This is a genomic window from Blautia sp. St.27G3 (assembly GCF_059728505.1).
Genome location: NZ_BAAGFO010000002.1, coordinates 810331 through 836417, shown reverse-complemented (window position 1 = coordinate 836417; position 26087 = coordinate 810331). Strand labels below are relative to the sequence as shown.

The window sequence follows — 26087 nt, the reverse complement described above, 5'->3', positions numbered from 1 at the left end:
AAGAGAGAAGGAGAGGACACAATGAACAGAAGAACAATGATAGGCGTAAGTGCAGCAGCGTTGATGACAGCAGCAATCTTTGGAAGCGTATCGGTATCCGCAAATGAGAATACAGTGAAAATTGGATTCGCGATTAAATCCACAGGTAGTTCTTTTTACAAAGCACTTGCGACTGGGGTGGAAAAGGCGTGTGCAGAGAAGGACTGGGAATGCGTTGTGCTCGATGCAAACAGTGACCTGACCAGAGAACAGGAAAATATGGAGACACTGATTTCCCAGAACATGGATGTCATTTTGCTGGATGCGATAGATCCGCTTGGCGGCGTTGCACTGGTGAAGCAGGCGGTGGCGGCCGGAATTCCTGTGATTGAAGTAGACGCACCGATTGACGCGAGTGCGGAGGTGATTACAACGGTGTACAACAATAACATCACAACTGCTTATATGGTAGGTCAGTACATTCCTCAGTTTTACGGGGAGGACTGGATCAGCAGCGTTGTGCTCAGTGGTGGAAAGGGCAATACCGGAGGAACTGAGCGGCGTCAGGGAATGATTGCAGGTATTATCGGGACACGACTCGGATTAAGTGAGGAAGATGCTTTCGAGGAGGCAAGAAAATTTGATGACGCGCTAATTTCTACCGGAAAAGCACGGCACGAAGAGGCGAAGTTTGAGATCCTTGGGCAGGCTTATGGCAGCTGGCTTGCAAGTGAAGGACTGACAGGCATGGAGGATCTTCTTGTGGCAAATCCTGATATTAACTGTCTGCTCAGTGAAAACGATGATATGGCTTTGGGAGCGCAGAAGGCAATTACAGCATCCGAAAAGACAGAACAGATTCAGATTTTCTGTGCAGCCGATGGGCAGAAGGAAGGCTATGAACAGATTATGAAGGGTGGACAGTACAGATGCTCTGGTGAAAATAGCCCGGCAAAGGTTGGGGCGCTTGCAGTAGAAATCGCAGGACAAGTGGTTTTGGAGGGAAAGACGGCAGAAGATTATGAGGCGGTTGTGATGACTCCGGCTAATGTTGTTACGTTTGATAATGTAGAAGCGTTCTACGATCCGGATTCAGATTTTTAAGTGCTGTTTCAGGCAATGAAAAACAGGGAGGTCAGATATGACGGATAAACCATTGATAGAAATGAAACAGATCACAAAGAGTTACGGCGGTATCAGAGCACTGAAATGGATTGATTTTCACTTGTATCAGGGGGAAGTGCGGGCTCTTCTCGGTGAAAATGGAGCTGGGAAATCAACATTAATGAAAATTTTGTCCGGTGCAGAGTCTATGGATTCCGGAGAAATTCTGGTAAATGGTGAAACGGTATCTGTAACCTCCCCAAAAAGAAGTAGGGATTTGGGGATTTCTACGATTTATCAGGAATTTATTCTGGCGCCGCAGCTGTCTGTGGCAGAAAATATTTTTCTGGACAGGCTGTCAGAAAGAAAAGGGCTGATTTGCTGGAAAGCACTGTGCCAAAAAGCGGGAGCACTTTTGAAACAGATGGGTTTTGAAAACATTGACCCTATGACAAAGGTAGGAGATCTGCCGGTAGCATACCAGCAGATTGTAGAAATATGCAAAGCATTATCGAGAGAGGCAAGGGTGCTGATACTGGATGAACCGACGGCGGTTCTTACCTTTCATGAAATTGAAAAGCTGTTCCAGGTGATCCGGAAGCTGAGGGACGAGGGTTGGGGAATTATTTATATTTCACACAGGCTAGAAGAGGTTTTTCAAATCTGTGACCGGGCGACGATTTTAAAGGATGGGACATTGGTCGGCGCGTATGAACTGCGGGGGATGGAGAAAAAAGATCTGGTCAATCTTATGGTGGGAAGAACCATGCAGAATTATTACCCACCACGAGAGGTAAATATCGGGCAAGAGGTGCTGCGGGCAGAGCACTTAAAAGCCGGATCACTTGTGGATGACGTCAGTTTTCATGTCCGTGCAGGAGAGGTTCTGGGATTTTACGGGCTGGTTGGTGCAGGAAGGACAGAAACGATGCGGGCGCTCTTTGGCGCGGATGTGTTGCAGGAGGGCGAAATCCAGCTGGAAGGCAATAAGATACAGATCCGAAATCCTTCGGAGGCGGTCAAACATGGCATTGGCCTGCTTCCGGAAGATCGCAAGAAGGAAGGTGTGCTTCTGAAGCTTCCGATTCGGTGGAATACGACGCTGTCAAATATTAAAACCTTCAGTTTTTGGGGGATTCACAACCACAGACGCGAGCAGGAAGTTGCACAAAAAGCACTGAAAGATCTGCATACGAAATATGGGAGCCTGGAGGATGCAGCGAACAGTCTGAGCGGTGGAAACCAGCAGAAAGTGGCTCTGGCCAAATGGCTGGTGGCAGGCTGCAAGGTTGTGATACTGGACGAACCTACGCGCGGCGTTGATATTGGAGCCAAACGGGAAATTTACAGTATTATCAACGAGCTGGCCAGGGCAGGGACCGGGATTGTTGTCGTTTCTTCTGAGATGGAGGAGATTATGAATATCAGCGACCGGATTCTGGTTATGCGCTGCGGAAAGATTACGGGAGAACTGAAAAAAGAAGAGATCACAGAACAGAGGCTTATACAGCTGGCGATGGGGGTATCGTGACATGGAAAAGACAGGAAGAAAATGGGATGTAAGGAGTTTTATCAAACACAACAATATGTATGTCATATTTGCAGCCTTGCTGGTCGTTTGCGTTTTTCTGTCAGAGGATTTTCTGACAGGAAACAATTTGATGAATATCGGCAGGCAGCAGGCCGGACTTACGATGATTTCCATGGGGCTTCTGTATGTGATTATGACGGGTGGGATTGATCTGGCAAGCGGTTCGGTTATGGCGCTGTCCAGTGTCATGGTTACGTTTTGCCTTACAACGCATGAAATGGGAATGGCAGCAGCAGTTGGTATTCCGCTGCTTCTCGGAGGACTGTTTGGACTTTTGTCAGGCGTACTCGTGTCCTGGCTGAATATGGCGCCATTTATCGTTACTCTGGCGATTCAGATCATGGTAAGAGGACTGGCATTTATGATTTCAAATGGTAATCCGGTGCTGGCTCCGGCGAATACAGTGGAAGGGCTGGCTTCCGGTATTTTTCTCGGGCTTCCGGTATTGATTTGGCTGGCGATTGCCGTTGTACTGGTGTTCTGGTTTATCCAGCATTATACGACATTCGGGCGGATGATTCTGGCGGTCGGAAGCAACGATACAGCGGTGTATCTGGCCGGAATCCGTGTAAAATGGTACCGGACAGGAACGTATATCATTGCAGGCATATGTTCTGCACTGGCGGGAATTATTTCTGTTTCCAGAACCGGAATCGGTACGCCTCAAGTAGGTGTGGCGATCGAATCGGATGCGATCGCGGCCTGTGTAATTGGCGGAGCTAATATGATGGGCGGCGAAGGCGACGTGTTTAAAACCGTGATCGGTGTATTTGTACTGGCCCTGATCCGGAATATCATGAACCTGATGGCAGTGCCGTCTTATCCGCAGGATGTAATCAAGGGAATTATCATAATTCTGGCTGTTTTGCTTCAGACGCTGACGTCCAGGAAAAAATAAGGAGAGAGACTGATATGAAAGTGGAATGGAAAAAAATAAAAGATCTCGGGACAGAGGCGCTCAGAAAAGAAGGTATGCAGCCGGAGGATGCAGAAATTACGCTGGATGTTCTTCTGGAAGCAGAGGCGATGGGGATTCATTCACACGGATTAAAAAACCTGAATAATTATGTACAAAAAATCAGATGCGGTACTTTAAACCCGCGGCCGGAACTGCAAGTTGTATATGAAAGCAAAGCAGCGAAGGTACTTGACGCAGACGATGGTATGGGGATGGTAGCGGCTGTGCGTGGGATGGAAACTGCGATAGAACTTGCAAAAAAATATGGAGCAGGGTACTGCTGCGTCAGAAACAGCTGCCATTTTGGGGCAGGAGGCATTTATGCAAACCTGGCGGCCAGACAGGGGATGTTTGCAATGGCTATGAGCAACACAGACCCGAATATGGCAGTCCCGGGCGGAATCGGCATGACGATTGGAAATAATCCGTTTGCTTATGCATATCCGAGAAGAAACGGGGAGACTGTGTTTCTTGATATTGCACTGTCAGCAACAGCTGCGCTGAAAATTAACAAAGCGAAAATGGAGGGAAAAGAGATCCCCGACACCTGGCTTTTGGACGATAAAGGAAATCCGACGACGGAGCCTGGGTGGTATGGAAAAGGAGGTGCGCTTCAGCCAGTTGGCCTGCATAAGGGTTATGGGCTTTCTGTGATGGTTGAGGTCTTGACCTCAGTTCTGTCAGGAGGGAAGATCTGCAGGGATGTCCCGAGCTGGTGTTTTGAGTTGGATAAAAAGAACAGGGCAAGCCATGGATTTTTTGCGATAGATATTGAGAAGCTTTCCGGTCTGGAAGCATTTTATGACAAAACGGAAGAGTTGGAGCGTTACATAAAAGCATCGCGCACAAGAACTGCCGATACGTCTATTTTGATGCCAGGAGAGATGGAATGGGCGAATTATCGGAAAAATTCTGTTTTTGTTGAGATCCCGGAGGATGTGGAGATGGAGCTGAGAAAGCTGATCTCGGAGTCTGAATTTGAAAAGTGCTGCGTGATGGAGAAATGACTTTGCAGCAGGGAGGGCACAATGAAAAAACATAGGATTAAAACGACAGAGTATAAGTATGTTATAAGTCCGTATGAAGAACCGATTGCATACGTAAAATCAGGCGATGTCCTGGAGATTGAGACAGAGGATGCGTTTGCAGGAAAGCTTGACCGGGAGGATAAAAATCCGGAAACAGTGATTCCTTTCTTCAATCCGCTGACCGGCCCGATTTATATTGATGGTGCCAGAACAGGCGATACACTGAAAGTTACGATTCATGGAATCGAGCCGTTGCGTGACTGGGGTGTAAGCAGCATTCAGGGACATTTTGGAGCGCTGGGTGGTACCCATACGACACGGATTTTGAACGAACCGTTGAAAAATCAAGTTTTTTTATATCGGTTGGAGGGCGATGAATACGTGTATAATGACAGGCTGAGGTTTTCTTATGAACCGTTTATTGGGACGATTGCTACGGCTCCGGCAATTGAGGCAGTTTCTGCTCTGACGCCGTTTGCGCAGGGCGGAAATATGGATGTTCCGGATGTGAAACCGGGAAATGTAATCTATTTACCGATTCAAAAGGACGGGGCTTACCTGTATGTCGGAGACTGCCACGCCAGACAGGGGCAGGGAGAAGCGTGCGGGACAGCCCTTGAGATTGCAGCAAAAGTAACCCTGACAGCAGAGGTGGTCCGGGGCAAAAACATAAAATGGCCGAGAATAGAAAATGATCGGGAAATGATGTGCATCGGCAGCGCAAGACCGATGGAGGATGCAGCCAGAATCGCGTGCTGTGAGATGATTGAGTGGATGCAGGAATTTGGATGGACGTCGGAAGAAGCGTATCAGGCGATTACAATGGACGCTGGGCTGTATATCGGAAATATGGTAGACAGCGCATATTCTGTTGTAGCAAAAATGAAAAAAGAGACTGTCGCACGTGGCGGAGGGATGTGGAAAAATGAATAAACTGTGGAGTGTATTAAAAAAAGAAAAGCTGCTTCCGGTTGTCACGATTCAAGACCCGGAACATGCGGCGGGATTGGCAGAAGCATTGTTGGAAGGCGGAATCAGCAGTATGGAGATTACTCTGCGCACGGAGGCAGCGCTTGAGGCTATCCGGTCAGTGGCGGAGCAGTTCCCGGAGATGCAGCTTGGTGCTGGGACAGTATTAAATGGGGCGCAGGCAGAGGAGGCTATAGCGGCCGGCGCCAGATTCCTTGTCTCTCCTGGATTTTCCAAAGCAGTGGCGGAAGTATGCGAGAAAAGAGCGATTGCCTATATTCCGGGATGTGTTACGGCCACAGAGATTATGGAAGCATTGGAGTGCAAAATCCGGGTTCTTAAATTTTTTCCGGCAAAGCAAAGCGGGGGAACTGAGGCTCTGAAGACTTTTGCAGCGGTATTTCCAGAAGCTGTTTTCATTCCGACAGGAGGAATCAATTCAGAAAATGTAAAACAATATTTAGCCCAGGGAAATGTTCTGGCCTGCGGAGGAAGCTGGCTGATTCAGGAAGGAAGCGTTGGCCGAGAGGGTAAGTCCATTGTTTCTGAAGAAATACGAAAGATACAAAGTGAAGGAAGGGCACGGCAAGAGGTGTAAATGAGATGGAAAAATCTGGCATGACAAAAGAAAAAAAGTACAGTACAGAGGTGATAACACTTGGAGAACCGATGGCTGTATACATTGCAGAAGAACTGGGAGATCTCAGAAGTGCGAAACGATACAGGCGCGCGGCTGCGGGAGCTGAATTGAATGTTGCCGTAGGTTTGGCCAGGCTTGGTCATAAAGTCAGTTATCTTGCTAAGCTCGGAAGAGATCCGTATGGTCAAATGATTTTTGATTTTTTAAACAGAGAAGGTGTCGGGACCGGACATATTTTATGGGATGAGACACGCCTGACCGGTTCTTATCTGAAAGCACGGGTGGAGGAAGGGGACCCGGACATTTTTTATTACAGAAAGGATTCCGCGGCTTCCACTTATCATTGTGTAGATGTCAGAACCGGATTTGAGGAAGGCAAAATTTTACATATCACAGGAATTTCGGCAGGAGTCTCCGCATCCATGCGGGAAGCTTTGCAGGAGGCGGTGCATCTTGCAAAGAAAAAAGGGATGCGGATTACTTTTGATCCAAATCTCAGACCAGCGCTTTGGAGAACGGAGGCAGAGATGATCGAAACGGTCAATGGCTTTGCATTTCAAAGTGATATTGTTATGCCAGGACTTGGAGAGGCCAAAATACTGACAGGAGAGCAGGAGATCGGGAAGATTGCGCAGTTTTATTTTGACAGGGGCGTGAAAACAGTGATCATCAAGCTTGGAGCAGCAGGTGCATGTCTGCTTGAACCGGAAAATTACAGGACAATCCGTGGATTTCATACAGACGATATCGTGGATACGGTAGGTGCAGGGGATGCGTTTGCTGCTGGTGTGATCAGTGGGATTCTGGAAGGCACCTCTTTGGAGGAAGCTGTGCGCAGAGGCAATGCAATGGGAGCAATTATAATCTCCAGTCCGGGAGATAACGACGGGCTGCCATGCAAAGAGAAACTGCGGACTTTTTTAAAGTGAGCCTGAAGATATGAGAGAAAAAAAGTAGAAAACCGGGAGATAAAGAAAAGCAAAGAAGGTTGTTAGAAGTTAGAAACTGAAAGTTTGGCGCAGAGCGTTTGTCGAGAATGACAGGCGCTTTTTTGATGAATGACCAAAAGAAACTTTATACTTTAAATATCCTGTGCTATGATAAAAACGGAAAGATAGAGACACATAAATTCAAGGGTTCGCAGGGCAATTGAAGAAATTTTAAAGGAGACATAAAACATATGAGACTATCAAAGAGAACTGAAGTATTTACAGATTCCGTGATCCGAAGAATGACAAGAGTATCCGATGAGTATGAGGCTGTGAACTTATCGCAGGGGTTTCCGGATTTTGCACCACCCAAAGAGATGACGGACCGGCTGGCGCAAGTGGCGGCAGAGGGACCGCATCAGTATGCTCTGACATGGGGCGCACAGAATTTTCGTGAAGCGCTTGCGAAAAAGCAGGAGCATTTTTCCGGGATGAAGGTAGATCCGGAGACTGAGATCGTGGTGACATGCGGAAGCACGGAGGCGATGATGGCCGCTATGATGTCTGTGTGCAACCCGGGGGATAAGGTAGTTGTATTTTCACCGTTTTATGAGAACTATGGAGCGGATGCGATCTTGAGCGGAGCAGACCCTATTTACGTTCCGCTAAAGCCGCCAGCCTTTACATTTGATGCGAATGAACTGGAGGAAGCGATGAAGCAGCCGGGGGTTAAGGCAATGATTCTTTGCAATCCGTCGAACCCCTGCGGCAGAGTGTTTACAAGGGAGGAGCTTTCAGTAATTGCAGACCTGGCGATTCGATACGACGTGTTTGTGATCACCGACGAGGTGTATGAACATATCTTGTACAAGCCGTATGAGCACGTGTATATGGCGACACTGCCAGGGATGAGAGAGCGTACAATCATGTGCAATTCGCTCTCTAAAACATATTCAATTACAGGCTGGCGCCTTGGCTATGTGATTGCTTGTCCTGAAGTGATCGACCGGGTGAAAAAGGTTCATGACTTCCTGACAGTAGGAGCGGCGGCGCCGTTGATGGAAGCAGCGGTTGTTGGGCTACAGTTTGGGGATTCCTATTATGAGTGGTTGCAGGACAAATATACGCATATGCGGGAGCTGTTTACGGGAGGGCTGGAAAACATCGGGCTGACCTTTACGAAGCCGCAGGGGGCATACTATGTTCTCGTAGATATCCGTGAATTTGGCTATGTGGATGATGAGGAATTCTGTGTGGATCTTGCAAAAGAGGTGGGCGTAGGGGCCGTTCCGGGCTCAAGCTTTTTCCGGGAGGATGTGAACCATCTGATCCGGCTGCATTTTGCAAAGCAGGATCAGACTTTGACAGAGGCGTTAGACCGGTTGTCGGGGATCTGGAAATTACGAAAATAGTAATATTGCAGATACCCTGGTAAAGGGAAAAAGTATATGAAAAAAAATGGAATTTATTTAACGCTTGGTGGGAGATTTGTGATTCTGGCGTCGGTTACCTTTCTGTTTCCTCTGGTGATTTTTGCCAGCTTTGCATCGAGAAATTATGGAGAAGCAGTTAATCTGAAACTGGAGCAGATGACAGATGCGGCACTTGGACTGATTGATAAAAATATTGATTATATTATCCGCGACGTGGAAAGCACGGCTAGTTTGATTACAACAAACCGATCCACTCAGGCGCTCTTGCTGGAGAAAGATCCGGAAAGGTATAAGCTGGAATACCGGGAGAAAGAGCTGGCGGTAAAAAATCTTCTGATTAATGTAACGAATAATAAAGACTTTTTTGAAACAGTCTATTTGGGCAATCAGTATACTTCAGTGAACAAATATCGAAGCAGTATTGCTTCCGAGGCGATTGAAAGCTATGAGGCGATGATCGAAAACGACTGGTATCGCGAATTGACTGAGCAAAAGGGAAAAGGCGTCTGGTATAAGGGAAATGAGATTCCGGGTTTTACCGATAATCTTTTGATTTATGCGAAGTCGATTCTGAACATGAACAATCCCAGGCCAATCGGAATTTTACTGGTTGGAATTGGAGAATCCCCTTTTTCACAGATATTTTCGGATCAGCAGGTTGACTTTAATGCGAAGATCCTGATTTCACAGAATGATCAGATTATTTTTGAGTATTCCCCTTCGGAAGATGAGTTCCTCTCCTCCCTGACGCAGGAACAGAACAGAAGGCTGATCCGTTCGGATGGCATTGTGGATATTTCGAAAAAAGTGTATGTCCGTCATATCGAAAACCGGTTTTCCAGCTGGCAGATTACAAGTGTCGTGCCTTATAAAGAATTTCAGGCGGAGCGAATGGGGTCAAGCCGACTCTTTTTTTCCATTGCGGCGGGCTGTTTTCTGGCCGGCGTTCTGCTGATGTGCTTCTTCAGTCACGGTATGACGAGAACGCTGAAAAAGCTGAGGAATTACGTGGAGGCGCTGCGGCAGGGAGATACAGGTACAGAAGTGACGTTCTCCTCAAGAGATGAAGTCGGCATGGTTGGAAATGAGCTGGTCCGGGTGGTTTCGGAAAATCACAGGCTGATGCAGAACCTGTACCAGTCCATGTACAAGGAAAAGGAAGCGGAGCTTATGGCGTTACAGGCACAGATCAATCCGCATTTTCTGTATAATACGCTGGATTCCATTTTCTGGATGGCGCAGGAATATCATGCGCAGGAGATTGGAGAAATGGTAGTTGCGCTTTCCAATGTGTTTAAGCTCAGCCTGAACAAAGGAGAAAAATTCATAGAACTGGGAAAAGAGCTGGATCTGGTAACAAATTATCTGGAGATTCAGAAAATGCGTTTTGGAAGTGCATTGCGGACAGAGATTGACGTTCCGGAAGAATTAAAAAAGGTAAAAATTCTGAAATTTATCATACAGCCGCTTGTGGAAAATTCTGTTTTGCATGGATTGGCGGAGAATGGGATGGCAGGTACGATTCGGGTGACGGCAAAACAGGACGGCGCCTGCCTGAACATAGCTGTGGAGGATGACGGTCAGGGATTTTCCGGAACTTTTGAAAAAGCGCTCCAAAACGGGTATGCGCTGAAAAATGTGGAAGAGCGGATAAAGCTTTGCTATGGCGAGGACTGCGGAATCTTTATGGATCCGGAGGTTTCGGCAGGATGCCGCATTTTGCTCAGGCTGAAGGTATGGGAAGAGGAGCAATGAAACGATGTACAGAATATTTTTGGCAGATGATGAGTTTAAGGTGATTAATGGGATGCTTCGAAGCATCGACTGGGAAAAGTTGCAATCGGAGGTAGTCGGTTATGCCCAGGATGGGGAGGAGGCGATGGAAAAGATAAACAGGCTTCAGCCGGACATTATTCTGACAGATATACGGATGCCGAAAAAAAGCGGGCTGGAAGTGATGGAGCAGATGGAGTCGGAACATCCGTGCGCATTTATTATATTCAGCGGATATACCGAGTTTGAATATGCAAAAAAGGCATTGCAGATGAAGGCAGTTGATTATCTGATTAAGCCGGTCAATCTATGCGAAATCGAAGCGTCGATCTGCAAGGCACAAAAACAGATAGAGCAGATGAAGGCAGCTCAGAATCCGGACAGTGTCAGAAGGCGGGAATGGCTGGAAGCTATTTTAGATGGAAAAAAGCCGGAAGAGAGTTTCTTTCGGGAAACACAGCGTTTTTGTGTGACAGTACTTCATTATGCACGCGATCTGGCAACAGAGATTGGCGATAAAATTGTGTCGATTTTGTCTGAAGAAATGACGGAAGAGCAGGAGTATATTGTGCTGAAAAACCGCAAAGAACTGGTTATTCTTGTCGCGGGGGAAAATGAAAGAGAGACGCAGGGAAGGCAGCGTTCTTTGGCGGAACATCTGAAACTTCTGGCGGAGGAAGTGCCACAAAAACTGTACTGGGCGCAGAGCAGGGGCGTGTGTGGCACAGAGCAGATTGAAAATGCTTATACAGAGGCGGCCGACCGGGTGGAAATGCATGAGTTTTTCTGTGGTTACCAGGAAGAGTGTGGAGGCAGGGAAAGGAATTTTCAACAAAAAGATATGATTCCATCTGTAACCAGGGAAATTCTGTGCACGGATTCGAGCCGGGAAGCAGAACGGGTGATTTTGGATTTTTTTCAGGGAGCTGCAGAATCCGGCTATACACCGAATCAGATCAGGGGTCTTTGCCTGGAACTGTACTACAGTTTAAAATACTATTATCAGAAAGAGTATCCGGAAATTTTACTTTCTGAGCAGGGGCAGGATGATTCAGATTACTTTCGGAAGTCTTCAGATCTTTTAAATTTAGAGACCATAAAAAACAAAATACTTTCCTTTTATGAACTGGTGAACCGACGGTTGCAAATGCATCAGTCTTATTATCAGCAGCGGATGGTGCACAGGTGCAAAACGTATGTGGAGGAGCATCTGGGCGAGCCGATTACGCTGACAACAGTGGCAGAGTCTGTGAATATGAATCCGGCTTATTTAAGCCATGTTTTTAAGAAAGCAACAGGGAGCAATCTGTTTGATTATATTACAGAACGCAGAATCGTGGAGGCGAAGCATCTCCTGAAAACGACGTATCTGAAAATATTTGAAATTGCAAAGGCAGTCGGGTATCCGGATCAGAGATATTTCTGTCAGGTGTTTAAGAAGAAAGCGGGAATGACGGCTGTGGAATACAGAAATAAAAAATAGCCAAGGAGCTGACACGAATGTTATGGTGTGTCAGCTCCTTTATTAGCCTGTGCAGGCGGAATAAAAACGGTACTGCCCGGTATTATAGCGCGGGAGTGCGCGAAAAGCGCTTTTATATTTTTTCGGGAAGCATACAGGAAAGGTTTGTCACAGTCAGCTTTCCTCCGTGTGCAAAGAAGCCCCAGTGCGTTTGATGCAGCTGGTAACATCTTGCGGTAAGCGCCGTTTTTTCGCCAAGGTACAGAATACAGATATCGGTATCAACGAGAAGCGTAAACGAAAGCGGCTGATTGGGCAGCAGTGCCACCGGGCGTTCCAGACCGGCGTCGAAGGGACGGTCATTTTCAAAGTGATTCGGAATGACCGGTTCGGTCAGAGTACTTCTTGGCCACTGGTCAAAAACGACGCGCTGATACAGAGGTTCCAGGCGATAGAAATATCCGCAGTCACCGGTAACGTCTGTGTGCAGCTGGAGGCCGAAGGAAACGGTTCCAGAAGAAAAGGAAAGCGCTCCGGTTATACGGCAGCAGCGTGGAAGCAGGTCAAAAAAAACGGAAGAAAATTTTTCAGCGCCGTCTATCTGAAGTGCACAGCGTGTGATGTCTGTGCCGCCGGATGTCCTTGCCGGACACAGTGGAAACGGTATGCAGAAATGTTCCAGCAGTGTACGCGGTGGCCTGACGGATAGTGTGCCGTCGTCTTCCTGGTGTAGCTGATGTACGGCAAGATTGCCGGCCCATTCCCATTTGCCGAAATCGTTTTCACCGGATTTGGTGGGAATCCATCCGAAGATGAAACGGTCTTTATTATTTCCGGCTGTCTTGGCGCCATAAAAGGCGCGGCCGTCAAAGGTGTCGTTTGCCGGTGTGAGCCAGGGACCATCGGGAGAACGGCTTATGCAGTAATGGGTGGTATATTTTTCAGAAAAAGTTGAAAAAATCAGATACCACCAGTCTCTATACTGAAAACAGTCCGGGCATTCGTGTGTCATATAAAGGCCCGGAGCATAGAAGGTTTTTCCGGGAGTCCAGTGAAGCAGATCGCGGGATTCCATGGAGGCCAGGCAGCCGCTTCTGCGCAGGCTGCCGTTTGTGAGCCGCGCTGCCAGCAGCATCAGATAGCATTCACGTTCTTTCCAGTAAAAGACGAAGGGATCTCTCCAGTCAAACACATCATAGCCCTGACAGGCCTGCATCAGAAAAGCAGTATCCTTTTGCCAGTGAATGAGATCGTTTCCGATTGCATGTGCAATGTACTGAAGCGGACGCCCATCCTGCATAAAAGCAGGATGGGCGGAATTTTGAGCCGTATAAAACAGGTGATATGTTCCGTCTTTGCCGGTAATCACCGAGCCCGTATAGCAGCTTCGGTCCGCATCTGTTTCATTTCCCGTGGGAAGAACCGTTCCCTTGTTTTCATAATGAAAGAAATCTTTTGTAAGAACGAGATCCCAGGTGGTTTTTTCCGCCGGAATGCCGTTGATTCTCCGTTCATTTAAATAATAAAGATAGAACGTCCCGTTTTCAAAATAAGGGATAATATCGCCCGCCCAGGAAGTGTCCGGTTTATAAAAAATGTGGTACATGATTTATTCGTCAGCTCCGAAGTAATCGGCAGCGTTCGCTTCAATAGAGGCGTCAATGGCGTCTGCGAATTCTTCCGGAGTAATGGCACCGAGGCAGAGGGAGACGGCCTGGCTTCCGAGCAGTTCGTTTGTGGTAGGATCAAGCTCCAGGTCCGGAAGATTGATGACGCCATCTGCAGTTCCCATATCAGCTACTACTTTGTTTGCCAGCTCGTTGTCAAACGGCGCTTTTCCGTCTGCGACACACGGGAAGGAACGGCCTTCACAGGCTTTGCCGATGTTGTGCGCATAGAAATTAATAAAGGATTCCATTTCTTCGTCAAAGGACTGCGCGGAGAAACCGATTGGAGTTGAAGAATTTGAGATGAAGGCCAGATTGCCTACCTGCGTTTCACCTTCATTTGCCTTCGGAATCTTGAAGTAGTCAATTTTGCCCTTTACGTCGTCGCTCAGATCATCTGCAACAAATTTTGCGAAATCGCCGGTGCCGATAAAGTACATGGCGGATTTTCCGGCCAGGAAGTAGTCGCGACTGGTCGTGTAATCGTCGCTGGCAAAGCTTTCCTGGAAATATCCGTTTGTACCGAGATCAGCGAGGAACTGTGCTGCTTTCAGACCGATTTCACTGTTCATTTTCTGTTTTCCTCTTGCCAGATCAAGCAGAAAATCATTTCCGCCGTAGCAATAAGTAATCAGCAGCGGGAGACGGAGCAGTACCGGAGATTCTACACCGGAGGTGGCGATCGGTACGATTCCCTTTTCTTTCAGTGTGGCACAGACAGACATGAATTCATCCCATGTCTCCGGCGGTTCCACACCGGCCTGCTCAAAAAGCTCTGTGTTGTACCAGAATACTTCGATCTGGAAATCATTCGGAATACCGAGCTGAGCGCCGTCACGGGTGCGGCCCCATGCAAGAGGCGCTTCCTGAAATACATCCTGTAAATTATATTTTTCAATGGTAGGTGTCAGTTCCTGCACGTAGCCTTCATTTAAAAGCTGAATGGCATACGGATCGGTATCAATATTCCACATATCAGGTACGTCGTTGCTGGAAATCAATATTTTCAGCTTTTGCAGATAGGCGGCACGGTCCGGTACATACTGAAAGTCTACCGTAAAGTTTGGATTGACTTCTTCTTGATACTTTTTCACAACGTCTTCCATATTCATGTAGCAGGAATGCTGCGGCGTAAATACGGTAAGATAGGTAACGTGTTTTTCCGGATGTTCTTCCGCTGCAGATACATTGCAGGCGAGCGCTCCGGCTGTTGTAAAGGTACAGGCTGCGCTCATCAGAAGTGCAGCGATTTTCTTCAAATTTCGGTTCATATGTGTTACCCTCCTTTTTACTGTGTTTGTAATAAACTGTCTTGCAAAATTCAAATTTCGTAACTTAGGAGCTCCTGAAGATAATTCAAGTATATCTGTGGACATCTCCGAAGTAAATAGAGTTATTTTTGGGTTTTTTGCGTTATTGTTTGAATATGCAGATGTCTTGTATCTGTCATAAAAATTATCGGAAATCTTCTAAATATTGCTGACATAAAACAAAGTATTTAGAATATAATTGCGAAAATCCCTTTGCTATAATAAAAAAACAGAAAAATACAGGAGGGATTTTTATGGATCGAATGCTTCGCAACAAAAAAACAATCACACTTTTTTTGCTGCCGTCAATTATTATTTTCAGTGCAACGGTGATTCTGCCGATTCTGTGGTCCGGCTATTACAGTCTTTTTCATTGGAATGGAATCGGAAAAATGAGGTTTGTCGGATTGGAAAATTTCACAAATCTAATGAAGGACCCGTATTTTGCGTCGGCGTTTTTTCATAATGGTATTTATTTAATTGTGAATCTGATCGGGCAGTTGGGAGTCGCGCTTGTCCTGGCGCTTTTGCTGTCACATATCAAGCGAGGCAATACGTTTTTTAAAACACTGTATTTTGCACCGGCGGTTTTGTCTGGCGTGGCAGTCTGTCAGGCGTTTAAAAATTTTTATGCATTGGACCCGCCGGGATTGTTTAACCTGATTTTACAGGCGATAGGACTGGGCGAATTTCAGAGAGTCTGGCTTGGAAATATGGATACGGCGCTTGGCAGTGTAGCGCTGATTGAATGTTACAAAAATATGGGAATTTATCTTGTCATTTTATATGCGGGGCTGATCTCGATTCCTTCTTCCGTGATCGAGTCTGCCAAAATGGATGGCGCCAGAGGCTGGGTGATGTTCTGGAAAATAAAAATGCCGTATCTGAAAAATGTTCTCGGGGCTGCGTTGATTATGGCTGTAAACGGATTGCTGAAAGCTTTTGATATTCCGTATATTACAACCTACGGAGGGCCGGGGGATGCAACGGAGCTGGTGGCTACCTATATGTATAAGACCGCATTTAGCAGTGCAAAGTATGGATATGGCAGTGCAATCGCGGTCGTGATCGCTTTGGAATGTATTGTGTTCGTATCTGTTTTACAGTTTATTTTAAAGAGAAATCAGGAATAGGTTCCGGAAAAGGAGGTTGATTATGAGAAAGAAAAAAACAAAAACGTTTGCGCTGTATTGTACAGCATGTATTGTCCTTATCATAGAATGTTATCCGGTAGTCTGGACCTTCCTTACGAGTCTGAAAACGCAGGAGGAAATCCGGTGGGGCAGCTCGGTTGCGCTGCCAAAGTCATTCTGTCTGGATAATTATGTGAAAGTGCTGGAAGAGTCAAATCTGCTTACATATTTTAAAAACAGTGTGTTTGTCACAATGGTGACGATTTTTCTGTTGATTGTTTTGTCTTCTACCAGTGCGTTTGCGTTGCAAAAGCTGCGGTTTAAGGGACAGGAACTGGTTCTCGCTTTTTTCATGGCAGGAATTACAATTCCGATTCACGTAACGCTGATTCCGCTTTTTCAGATTTATAGGGAAACAGGGATTCTGAATACGCATATTTCGTTGATTCTGCCTCAGATCGGTTTTAATCTCCCCATGTCGATTTATCTGTTTACGGCATTTTATCGTTTTATTCCAGATGAACTGATGGAGGCGGCAGTCATAGACGGCGCGTCTGTGCAAAAAAGTTTTTTGGCGATCATGCTGCCGATGTCGCGCAATACGATTGCGACGATTGTTACCATGAACGCTGTTTTTACCTGGAATGAATTTATTTTTGCCAATACATTTATCAGTAACAATGCGCTGAAAACAATTCCAGTTGGATTGTATGATTTTGTGGGCGAGAAGGGAGCCGTGGACTGGGGCAGCACATTTGCCGCAATTTCTCTGGTGCTCCTGCCGATTCTGGTTGTCTGTTTTGCCTTTGGAAAACAGCTGACAGCGGGCATGGCTGCCGGGGCAATCAAGGAATAACGGATTAAGGAACAATCAGTCAAGGAATTACAAAGAGAAAAGAGCAGGAGAATATGGAAAATGAGGCAGATGGAAAAGAACCAAACGCAAAGCGCAGTACAGATCGTGCAAAGGGAAAGGGAATTGGAGCAGCGTTATGAAAGGTATCGTCCTTACTGGCATTTTACAAGTCCGGGCGGGTGGATCAATGATCCAAACGGGCTGATTTATGCAGAAGGTTTTTTTCATATGTATTATCAGCACTATCCGAATGGTCCGGTGCATGGCCCGATGCACTGGGGGCATGCGAGGTCGAAGAACCTGTTGCAGTGGGAGGTACTTCCGATTGCACTTTATCCGGATGAACTCGGCGAGATTTTTTCCGGAAGTATCGTGTGTGATACGGAACGCACATCGGGATTTGGAGAGGAGGGGGAAGCTCCGTGGGTGGCTGTGTTTACACATCATTATGAAAAGAATGGAAGTTTCTTGCAGAGACAGAGTCTGGCATACAGCCTGGATGGAGGAGTGACATTTGAAAAATATAAAGGAAACCCGGTGCTGGATTTAGGTTTGCAGGATTTTCGTGATCCGAAGGTTTTCTGGTACCAGCCAGAAAGGTGCTGGATTATGGTGGTTGTTGCAGGGCAGTGTGTGAAGGTTTTTCGGTCAGCGAATCTGAAAAGATGGGAGTATCTGTCTGATTTCACGATTACGGGCGGACGGGAACATGAAATATGGGAATGTCCGGATCTTTTTGAGATGGAAACGGAGGACGGCGAAAAACGGTGGGTGATGCTGCTGAGCGCCAATACGCTGGATTACCGATATACAGCCGTCCTGTATTTTGTTGGGGATTTCGATGGACATTCTTTTGTGCCGGAAGAACAGAAGAAGCCGATGCGTCTTGATTTTGGAAGAGATTATTATGCGGCGGTGACTTACGGACAGACGGACGGCCGTCGGATCGTACAAGGGTGGATGAATTGCTGGGCTTATGCACAGAAACTTCCGGAATGTGGTTTCCGCGGGGTGATGACAATTCCGCGGGAACTGAAGCTGAGAAAAACAGCTGATGGATGGCGGTTATTTCAGTTGCCGGTGAAGGAATGCAGGATGATTGCCGGGAGAACTGTTTTTTTGGATGGCGAAAAAAGGCTTGAATTGAGTGGAGAAGCAGTCAGGCTGAGGTTCTGCTGTAATCATGTGAATGGTTGGAAACTGACATTGTGTCATAGATCGCAGCGGCTGGAAATCAGAATTGATGTACAAAACAAGATCATTTCAATGGACAGGACGGGGTGTTTGGCAGAGAGCGCCGGAAAAGAATTTGGGGAAATTTGCAGGATAGAGTATCCATTTCGCGAAAATGAACAAAAATTTGAGCTGTTGCTTGACGTTACGAGTGTGGAATTCTTTTACGGGGATGGAGGAGTAGCCGGGACAATGCTGTATTTTGTCCGGGAACCGTTTACATGGTTGGAAATTACGAAAATAGAATAAAAGAATTAATAATTCCTTTGAGTTTTTGCCTGGATTCTGTGATAAAATAACTGTAAAAATGGCCTTGCGTCAGATTGGAGAAAAATAGAGGGGGAAAAGGATGAGGAGAAAGGCAGAATTTTGGATTGGAGCTGTGATGATGGCTGCTGGCGTTGCGGTGGCAGCAGGAGCTTACGGCACAGGAGAAAGTAAGGCTGCTGAGGTGCAGATGGTAGGAATCATGGAGCAGGTACAGGAAACAGAGCAGCCGGCGCAGGAAACGGAGCAGGTGGGAACAAAAACAGAGCAGCAGAATGCAGGAGGAACGGCAGAGATTACAGAGGATTCTGTATACTGGCCGGTGGTTGCACAGTACCGGGAAGCAGAGGCAAACAATATGTACGCAGATCTTTTTGATTCTGGCGACTGGAGTGCGAAGGGTGAATTTGTAAATATTGAGCTGCTGAATAATGCACGTTTTGTTGAGGATGATATGCATTTTGATGTGTATTACACGATTTTTGATATCAATCAGGACGACATTCCGGAGTTTTTTATCGGGGGAGGCGTAAATAGAGACAGCGTCGTACTTTATGACATGTTTACGAATGACGGAGAGAACGTGGTTCCTGTTTTTGAGGTCAGTACTCTGGGTTACCGTTCGAATCTGAACGTATACGAAGATAACAGCTTTGCCGTATATGGCAGCAGTGGAGCGGCGACAAACAGCGTGTGCTATTATACGCTGCCGGCGCAGGGAACGCAGCCGCAGCAGATCGAGGAATACGGAATGCGGGATGGCGTATGTTACCATAAAACCGGGGACGACAGTTCGGTCGAAATTTCACAGGACGAATATTTTGCCAAAACGGATGAGTTCACACAGAACCTGAAGCAGTTTTCGTGGAACCAGGTGACTGGAAAAGAATAAATCTGCCGGGAGATGGAGAATCAAAGAAAGCGACAGGGAGGATAAAAGCAATGAAAATCATTCTCTCACCGGCGAAAAAGATGAGGGAGCATACAGACGATCTTGCACCTCTTGGACTGCCGGTATTTCTCGAAGATACGAAACAGATTCTGGCATGGCTGCGGGGCCTTTCCTATGCAGAAATGAAAAAGCTTCTGGCCTGCAATGATCAGATTGCAGGCCAGAATTTTGCACGTTTTCAGGATATGGAGCCTGCGCGTGCGCTGACGCCTGCGCTTTTGTCTTATGATGGAATTGCCTATCAGTATATGGCGCCGTCGGTGTTTGAAGAGAAGCAGTTTGCTTACGTACAGGATCACCTTCGCATTCTGTCCGGCTTTTACGGAGTGCTGCGGCCCATGGACGGGGTTGTGCCGTACCGGCTGGAGATGCAGGCAAAGGCAAAGACAGGCGGTTCGAAGGATCTTTACGAATACTGGGGAGATAAGCTTTACCGGGAAGTAGTGGATGACAGTCATGTGATTGTCAATCTGGCGTCCAAAGAGTATTCCAGATGTATTGAGAAATATCTGACGAAAACAGATACTTATATTACCTGTGTGTTCGGGGAGCTGGAAGGAGAAAAAATCGTACAGAAAGGCGTTTATGCAAAAATGGCGAGAGGCGAGATGGTTCGCTTTATGGCAGAGTATGAAATCAAGAATCCGGAAGAGATGAAACAGTTTGACCGGCTGGGTTATCAGTTTTGTGCAAAACGCTCTTCAGACAGAGAATATTGTTTCCTCAAATAATTTCCTGAAAATATTTTGAAAAAACCGTTGACCTTCACGTAACGTCATAGGTTAGAGTGACGTTATCAGGGAGAAGGAGGCCAGATAACATGATGACAGTGAAGGAATTATCGAAACGCACAGGTATCAGCGTACGCACGCTTCATTATTATGATGAAATAGGATTGTTTTCGCCTACCGGTAAAAGTGAGGCGGGATACCGGCTTTATGACGATAAAGCCCTGGCGACTTTGCAGCAGATCTTGTTCTTCCGTGAATTTGATATTCCTCTGAAGGAAATCAAATCCATCATGGATACTCCGAACCTTGACAGAAATCAGGTTTTGCAGATGCAAAGAGGAATGCTGGAAGCAAAAAGAGAACGGATTGCCCGTTTGATTTCCAGCATTGACGACATTCTGAAAGGAGAGAACCGTATGGATTTTTCAGTTTTCAACAGGTCTGAGATGGAAGAAATGTTTGAGATTATGGTAGCGCGTATGCCGGAGAACATGAAGCAGATATCGATTCAGGAATTCGGAAATCTGGATGCATGGCGGGAGCACTATCTCGCGGCAGTATCTACGGAAAAAATGCAGAAAGGCTATGCGAAGGTCGTGGAATGGTATGGCGGAAAAGAGAAGTACCTGGACGTTGTGAAACATCCGCTTGCAAAAGAGGTGGCAGAGAGTTTTCAAAAGCGTCTGGCAGGGATCAATGAAAAGCTGCTTGCAAAACGCGGCTGTGACGTGCATTCTTTCGAGGTGAAGGAGATCATCGGAGAATATGGTTTTGTCATGAAGCAGTTGATGCAGGTAAAAACAGAAAAAGGAGTGATGTTGTCAGTAGCCAGAGACTGTCGGGAGGAGCGAGTCCGGAAAGGCTTTGATGAGAAGTACGGAGAGGGAGCCGCTGCATTTGTCGCGGAGGCAATTGAGGCGTTTTACTCCTGAAATGTTTTATCATTGCATGGAGTGGGATAGCGTCCACCGTGTGATGTTACAAAGTCAAACGAAAATATTGATGGACTTTATTATTACTATCAATTTTACAAATTAACATGAATGAATTATACTGGTTCCATCAGAAGACGTAAATCTTTAGAAAAGGGTGGATAAAAGTATGAAAAAACAGTTTTGGACATTGCTTCCGGCTGCTGCACTTCTGGCGGGAAGTTTGGGTATGGCAGGAAGTGCGGAAGAAACATACACGATAGGAATCTGTCAGTTTGTACAGCATGAGGCGCTGGATGCGGCGACGCAGGGATTTAAGGATGCGCTGACGGAGCGTCTGGGGGATCAGGTGACCTTTGATGAGCAGAATGCACAGGGAGATGCATATACATGTCCGACAATTGTAAACGGATTTGTTTCAGCAGGTGTGGACCTGATTCTGGCAAATGCGACGCCTGCGTTGCAGGCAGCGGCAACTGCGACCGGAGAAATTCCGATTCTGGGAACTTCCGTCACGGAATATGGAGTGGCGCTGGATCTTGATGATTTTGACGGAGTAGCAGGCGGGAACATTTCAGGAACGTCAGATCTGGCGCCGCTGGAAGAGCAGGCGGCCATGATTGAAACGCTGTTTCCGGACAAGGAGTCCGTGGGACTGCTTTACTGTTCCGCAGAGCCGAATTCACAGTATCAGGTGGATGTGGTAACCGAGGAGCTGGAGGCAAGAGGTTATACATGTAAATCCTATAGTTTTTCGGATTCCAATGATATTTCTTCTGTTGTGACGACAGCGGCATCGGAGAGCGATGTGATTTATATCCCGACAGATAATACGGCGGCGTCGAATGCGGAGTTGATCGGAAATATCTGCGGTACGGAAGACGTGCCGATCATTACCGGCGAAGAAGGCCCGTGCAAGATCTGCGGTACGGCGACGCTGTCGATCAGCTACTATGACCTTGGATATACGACAGGAGAAATGGCGGCTCGAATCCTGATAGACGGAGAAGATATCTCCCAGATGCCAATTGAGTATGCGCCTGCATTTACCAAGAAATATAACAAAGAAATCTGCGAAAGACTGGGAGTTGAGATTCCGGACGATTACGTGGAACTGGAGGTAGAATAAGCGTTTCTCCACTTTTTCTTGACAATACAGCCGGTATTGGATATACTGACTGCGTAAACTGAATAAGATCTTCAGGGCAGGGTGACTTTTATCGGACCATGACAGTTCGATAAGTGAGAATTCCCTACCGGTGGTATAGCCCACGAGCCGCAAGGCATGATTCGGTGAAATTCCGAGGCCGACAGTATAGTCTGGATGAGAGAAGATACGATAATCTGATTTTAGGTAAGAGATTTTGCTCTGGGATGTGTTTTTGCATTCCGGAGCTTTTCTTTATTTCCGCAGGCAATGGCCAGATGGCTGCAAAGCAGGTATTTGGCGAATGCGGCGAGTCAGATCGCTATGTTTGCATAGCATTTGACGGTGATCGGAGAATATTCAATCCTTGCAGTCTGCCCTGAACATTTTCGTTCAGGGCTGTTTTTATGTACAGAGATACGTAGGCAGAATGATTTTATGCGTATGGCGTTTTGGAGGTGAAAAAAGTTGAATGAGAACAATTTTATGCGCATGGCGCTTGAACTGGCGCAACAGGGCTGTGGCTGGGCAGCACCAAATCCGATGGTAGGAGCAGTAATTGTAAAGGACGGGCGTATCATCGGGCAGGGGTGGCACAGGAAATTTGGCGGGCTTCATGCAGAGCGGGAGGCTCTGGCAGCCTGTACTGAGTCGCCGCGGGGAGCGACGATGTACGTAACTCTGGAACCATGTTGTCATCACGGGAAGCAGCCTCCTTGTGTGGATGCAATTTTGCAGGCCGGGCTTGCACATGTGGTAGTCGGTTCCGAGGACCCGAATCCACTTGTGAAGGGAAAAGGAATCCGGAAGCTGCGAGAACATGGGGTACGCGTGACGGAAGGTGTTCTGCGCGGTGACTGCGACGAGCTGAATGAAGTGTTTTTTCACTATATCAGGACAGGACTTCCGTTTGTTGTGATGAAATATGCGATGACAATGGATGGGAAAATTGCGGCGTACACGGGCGCTTCGAAGTGGATTACAGGGGAGGAGGCGCGAAAGCATGTACAGCTGCAAAGGCACAGATACCGCGCCATCATGGTCGGGGCTGGTACGGTACTGGCTGATGATCCATTGCTTACATGCAGGATGGAGCATGGGAGAAATCCCGTTCGCATTCTGTGTGATTCCAGACTTCGCATACCACTGGATGCAAGAGTGATTGCGACAGCCAGAGAGATTCCCACAATCCTTGCAACCTGTAACCATGACAAAAAGAAGGCAGCTGCGTATGAACAGGCAGGCTGTTATGTCCTGATCGTGGCATCCGAAAACGGACAGGTGGATTTACAGGATTTGATGAAGAAGCTCGGGGATGGCGGGATTGACAGTATTTTGCTGGAGGGCGGCGGTACTCTGAACTGGTCGGCGCTGGAACGCGGGATTGTGCAGAAGGTGCAGGCTTATATTGCCCCGAAACTGCTTGGCGGCAGGGAGGCGAAGACACCGGCAGAAGGGCAGGGATTTTCCTCTTTGGAGCAGGCAGTCCGATTGAAAAACAGCAGGGTACTCAGGCTTGGCACGGATATTTTAATTGAGAGTGAGGTGGATACCGGTGTTTACGGGGATTGTTGAAGAAACAGGTATGGTTGAGCGGGTGCAAAAAGGCAGGAGCAGCGCAGTGCTTACCGTGCAGGCCAGAAAGGTACTGGAAGGAACTGCGGTTGGCGACAGTATTTGTGTAAATGGCGTTTGTCTGACGGTGACAGCGCTCGCAAATGATAGATTTTCGGCAGATGTCATGCACGAGACGTTGAACCGTTCTTCTCTGGCACGGCTTTGCAGTGGAAGCCGGGTCAATCTGGAGCGCGCCATGAGGGCGGATGGACGGTTCGGCGGACATATGGTATCAGGTCATGTGGACGGGGTTGGAAGAATTACAGAGATCCGCAGGGATGATACGGCTATCTGGTATACCGTGCAGTCGGAGCCGCATCTTTTGCGGTATATAGTTGAAAAGGGGAGCGTTGCGGTGGATGGAATCAGCCTGACAGTAGCGGGGGTAAATACGGACAGATTTCAGGTTTCGGTCATTCCTCATACGGTTCAGATGACGACTCTGGGAGAGCGGCGCAGCGGCGATCTGGTAAATATCGAAAATGATGTGATTGGAAAATACGTGGAACGGCTGCTGGCGCCTTTGACGTATGACCAGCCTAAAAGTACGGTGACAAAAGAGTTTCTGGCCCGATGCGGGTATTGAAGGAGGAGAGAACATGGTTTCGTTTGATCGAATTGAAGAAGCGCTTGAGGAATTAAAAAAGGGAAACATAATTCTGGTTACAGATGATCCGGAACGGGAAAATGAGGGGGATTTTATCTGTGCGGCTGAGTTTGCGACAACGGAGAACATTAATTTTATGGCAACGCACGGAAAAGGCCTGATCTGTATGCCGATGTCAGAAGCGTATGGCAGCAGGCTGGGGCTTTGGCAGATGGTACAGCAAAATACGGATAACCATGAAACGGCTTTTACGGTATCGATTGATCATGTGACAACAACGACGGGAATTTCGGCTGCCGAACGTTCTGTTACGGCGCTGCACTGTGCGGATGAAACGGCCGGACCGGAGGATTTTCGACGGCCGGGGCATATGTTTCCGCTGATTGCAAAGAAAAACGGGGTGCTTGAGCGAAGCGGGCACACGGAGGCGACCGTAGATCTGTGCCGTCTTGCCGGACTGAAGGAGTGTGGTCTTTGCTGTGAGATCATGCGGGAGGACGGAACGATGATGCGCACTGCGGAGCTGGCAGAGTTGGCGAAACAGTGGGACATGAAGTTCATTACCATCCGTGATCTGCAAAATTACCGCAAGGTGCGGGAAAAGCTGGTTGACTGTGTGACGGTAGCAGAAATGCCTACAAAATACGGCGATTTTAAGGCATATGGATACGTGAACCGCCTGAATGGAGAGCATCATATTGCGCTTGTTAAGGGGGAGATTGACAACGGGCGTGAGGTGCTCTGCCGGGTGCATTCCGAATGCCTGACCGGAGATACGTTTGGTTCGCTGCGATGCGACTGCGGCCAGCAGCTTTCGGCTGCGATGCATCAGATTGAAAAAGAAGGGCGCGGCATTTTGCTCTACATGCGTCAGGAAGGGCGCGGCATCGGCCTGATCAACAAGCTGCGTGCCTATGAGCTGCAAGAACAGGGGATGGATACGCTGGAGGCGAATCTGGCGCTTGGGTTTGCAGGAGATGAGAGAGAGTATTACATTGGGGCGCAGATTTTGCGGGACCTGGGCGTCAGGAGCCTGCGTCTGCTGACGAACAATCCGGATAAAGTATATCAGCTTTCAGAATTTGGCTTGGACATTGCCTCGCGCGTGCCGCTTCAGATGGAGGCGACAAAGCATGATCTGTTTTATCTGAGGACAAAGCAGGAACGTATGGGGCATCTGTTCAATTACGAAGGATAGGTAATTGCGAAACATTGTGAGGTATATTTTACAGAGGATTGCATTTGAAATTAAGTTTTAACATCAGAAGTATTCAATTTTTGAAGAAAGGAAATCAAAATTATGAGAACATTGGAAGGAAAGTTAGTGGCAAGTGGTATTAAGGTCGGAATTGTGGCGGCGCGTTTTAATGAATTTATTACTTCAAAGCTGCTCAGTGGAGCAGTTGACGGGCTGGTGCGTCATGAGGTTGCGGAAGAAGACATTGATGTGGCGTGGGTTCCGGGAGCGTTTGAGATTCCGCTAATTGCGTCTAAGATGGCAAAAAGTAAAAAGTATGACGCGGTGATCTGCCTTGGGGCGGTTATAAGAGGAAGCACGAGTCATTATGATTACGTTTGCAGCGAGGTATCAAAAGGCATTGCCGCAGTTTCTCTGGCGGCGGATATTCCGGTGATGTTTGGCGTGCTGACGACCGAAAACATCGAACAGGCAATTGAACGGGCCGGTACAAAAGCGGGGAATAAAGGTTATGAATGTGCCGCGGGCGCGATTGAAATGGTAAACCTGATTCGGGAGATAGAAAAATAGT

General features: G+C 47.3%; 23 protein-coding genes and 1 riboswitch. Of the genes, 21 read left to right on the top strand and 2 right to left on the bottom strand.

The window, feature by feature from the left end:
- The first annotated feature begins 21 nt into the window (after positions 1-21).
- The 10 genes from AC6I2O_RS13445 to AC6I2O_RS13400 all read left to right on the top strand — a co-directional run bounded on the left by AC6I2O_RS13445 (position 22) and on the right by AC6I2O_RS13400 (position 11887).
- Positions 22-1083 carry a substrate-binding domain-containing protein gene (locus AC6I2O_RS13445; RefSeq protein ID WP_497742926.1) on the top strand — a complete coding sequence of 354 codons (1062 nt, stop codon included), beginning with the start codon at positions 22-24 and terminating at the stop codon, positions 1081-1083.
- Between the two features lie 37 nt (positions 1084-1120).
- Positions 1121-2614, top strand: coding sequence for a sugar ABC transporter ATP-binding protein (locus tag AC6I2O_RS13440; RefSeq protein WP_497742925.1), 1494 nt, complete (start codon positions 1121-1123; stop codon positions 2612-2614).
- A gap of 1 nt (position 2615) precedes the next feature.
- The gene (locus tag AC6I2O_RS13435) at positions 2616-3572 is read left to right on the top strand and encodes an ABC transporter permease (protein ID WP_497742923.1); all 957 of its coding nucleotides are present in this window, start codon (positions 2616-2618) and stop codon (positions 3570-3572) included.
- Between the two features lie 14 nt (positions 3573-3586).
- The gene (locus AC6I2O_RS13430; RefSeq protein WP_497742921.1) at positions 3587-4639 is read left to right on the top strand and encodes an Ldh family oxidoreductase; all 1053 of its coding nucleotides are present in this window, start codon (positions 3587-3589) and stop codon (positions 4637-4639) included.
- 21 nt (positions 4640-4660) lie between these two features.
- Positions 4661-5593 (top strand): acetamidase/formamidase family protein, encoded by a 933-nt coding sequence (locus tag AC6I2O_RS13425; protein WP_497742919.1) that lies wholly within the window; start codon positions 4661-4663, stop codon positions 5591-5593.
- Positions 5586-6227, top strand: coding sequence for a bifunctional 4-hydroxy-2-oxoglutarate aldolase/2-dehydro-3-deoxy-phosphogluconate aldolase (locus AC6I2O_RS13420; protein ID WP_120391969.1), 642 nt, complete (start codon positions 5586-5588; stop codon positions 6225-6227). The genes AC6I2O_RS13425 and AC6I2O_RS13420 overlap by 8 nt, the downstream gene beginning before the upstream one ends.
- Before the next feature lie 20 nt (positions 6228-6247).
- Entirely contained in the window at positions 6248-7198 is a 951-nt protein-coding gene (locus AC6I2O_RS13415) for a sugar kinase (protein WP_497742918.1), read from the top strand.
- Between the two features lie 251 nt (positions 7199-7449).
- Positions 7450-8610: a pyridoxal phosphate-dependent aminotransferase gene (locus tag AC6I2O_RS13410; protein WP_497742917.1), complete on the top strand. Its 1161-nt coding sequence runs from the start codon at positions 7450-7452 to the stop codon at positions 8608-8610.
- A 36-nt stretch (positions 8611-8646) separates the two neighbouring features.
- A complete protein-coding gene (locus AC6I2O_RS13405; RefSeq protein WP_497742916.1) occupies positions 8647-10386 on the top strand; it encodes a sensor histidine kinase in 1740 nt (579 codons plus the stop codon).
- Between the two features lie 4 nt (positions 10387-10390).
- On the top strand, positions 10391-11887 hold the full coding sequence (locus AC6I2O_RS13400) for a response regulator transcription factor (RefSeq protein ID WP_497742914.1): 1497 nt from the start codon (positions 10391-10393) through the stop codon (positions 11885-11887).
- A 112-nt stretch (positions 11888-11999) separates the two neighbouring features.
- Here AC6I2O_RS13400 and AC6I2O_RS13395 read toward each other — a convergent pair whose 3' ends face one another.
- Together AC6I2O_RS13395 and AC6I2O_RS13390 are read right to left on the bottom strand one after the other, a co-directional pair.
- Entirely contained in the window at positions 12000-13472 is a 1473-nt protein-coding gene (locus AC6I2O_RS13395; RefSeq protein WP_497742913.1) for a beta-fructofuranosidase, read from the bottom strand.
- A 3-nt stretch (positions 13473-13475) separates the two neighbouring features.
- A complete protein-coding gene (locus tag AC6I2O_RS13390) occupies positions 13476-14804 on the bottom strand; it encodes an ABC transporter substrate-binding protein (protein ID WP_497742912.1) in 1329 nt (442 codons plus the stop codon).
- A 293-nt stretch (positions 14805-15097) separates the two neighbouring features.
- Here AC6I2O_RS13390 and AC6I2O_RS13385 point away from each other — a divergent pair, with 293 nt between their 5' ends.
- From AC6I2O_RS13385 to ribH, 11 genes are all read left to right on the top strand, one after another.
- Entirely contained in the window at positions 15098-15976 is an 879-nt protein-coding gene (locus tag AC6I2O_RS13385) for a carbohydrate ABC transporter permease (protein ID WP_120391962.1), read from the top strand.
- A gap of 22 nt (positions 15977-15998) precedes the next feature.
- Positions 15999-16832, top strand: coding sequence for a carbohydrate ABC transporter permease (locus AC6I2O_RS13380; RefSeq protein ID WP_120391961.1), 834 nt, complete (start codon positions 15999-16001; stop codon positions 16830-16832).
- Between the two features lie 60 nt (positions 16833-16892).
- Positions 16893-18314, top strand: coding sequence for a glycoside hydrolase family 32 protein (locus AC6I2O_RS13375; RefSeq protein WP_497742910.1), 1422 nt, complete (start codon positions 16893-16895; stop codon positions 18312-18314).
- A gap of 100 nt (positions 18315-18414) precedes the next feature.
- On the top strand, positions 18415-19224 hold the full coding sequence (locus tag AC6I2O_RS13370; protein WP_497742909.1) for a hypothetical protein: 810 nt from the start codon (positions 18415-18417) through the stop codon (positions 19222-19224).
- A 50-nt stretch (positions 19225-19274) separates the two neighbouring features.
- Positions 19275-20015, top strand: a complete 741-nt coding sequence (gene yaaA, locus AC6I2O_RS13365; protein ID WP_120391952.1) for a peroxide stress protein YaaA — start codon at positions 19275-19277, stop codon at positions 20013-20015.
- A gap of 89 nt (positions 20016-20104) precedes the next feature.
- Positions 20105-20947, top strand: a complete 843-nt coding sequence (locus tag AC6I2O_RS13360) for a MerR family transcriptional regulator (protein ID WP_497742907.1) — start codon at positions 20105-20107, stop codon at positions 20945-20947.
- A 169-nt stretch (positions 20948-21116) separates the two neighbouring features.
- Positions 21117-22076: an ABC transporter substrate-binding protein gene (locus tag AC6I2O_RS13355; RefSeq protein ID WP_497742905.1), complete on the top strand. Its 960-nt coding sequence runs from the start codon at positions 21117-21119 to the stop codon at positions 22074-22076.
- 63 nt (positions 22077-22139) lie between these two features.
- Positions 22140-22287: riboswitch (FMN riboswitch) on the top strand.
- A 275-nt stretch (positions 22288-22562) separates the two neighbouring features.
- Positions 22563-23669 (top strand): bifunctional diaminohydroxyphosphoribosylaminopyrimidine deaminase/5-amino-6-(5-phosphoribosylamino)uracil reductase RibD, encoded by a 1107-nt coding sequence (gene ribD / locus AC6I2O_RS13350; protein WP_497742904.1) that lies wholly within the window; start codon positions 22563-22565, stop codon positions 23667-23669.
- Positions 23650-24297 carry a riboflavin synthase gene (locus AC6I2O_RS13345; RefSeq protein ID WP_497742903.1) on the top strand — a complete coding sequence of 216 codons (648 nt, stop codon included), beginning with the start codon at positions 23650-23652 and terminating at the stop codon, positions 24295-24297. The genes ribD and AC6I2O_RS13345 overlap by 20 nt, the downstream gene beginning before the upstream one ends.
- Before the next feature lie 13 nt (positions 24298-24310).
- The gene (locus tag AC6I2O_RS13340; RefSeq protein WP_497742902.1) at positions 24311-25516 is read left to right on the top strand and encodes a bifunctional 3,4-dihydroxy-2-butanone-4-phosphate synthase/GTP cyclohydrolase II; all 1206 of its coding nucleotides are present in this window, start codon (positions 24311-24313) and stop codon (positions 25514-25516) included.
- Between the two features lie 102 nt (positions 25517-25618).
- Positions 25619-26086 carry a 6,7-dimethyl-8-ribityllumazine synthase gene (gene ribH, locus AC6I2O_RS13335; protein WP_497742901.1) on the top strand — a complete coding sequence of 156 codons (468 nt, stop codon included), beginning with the start codon at positions 25619-25621 and terminating at the stop codon, positions 26084-26086.
- Position 26087 lies beyond the last annotated feature (1 nt).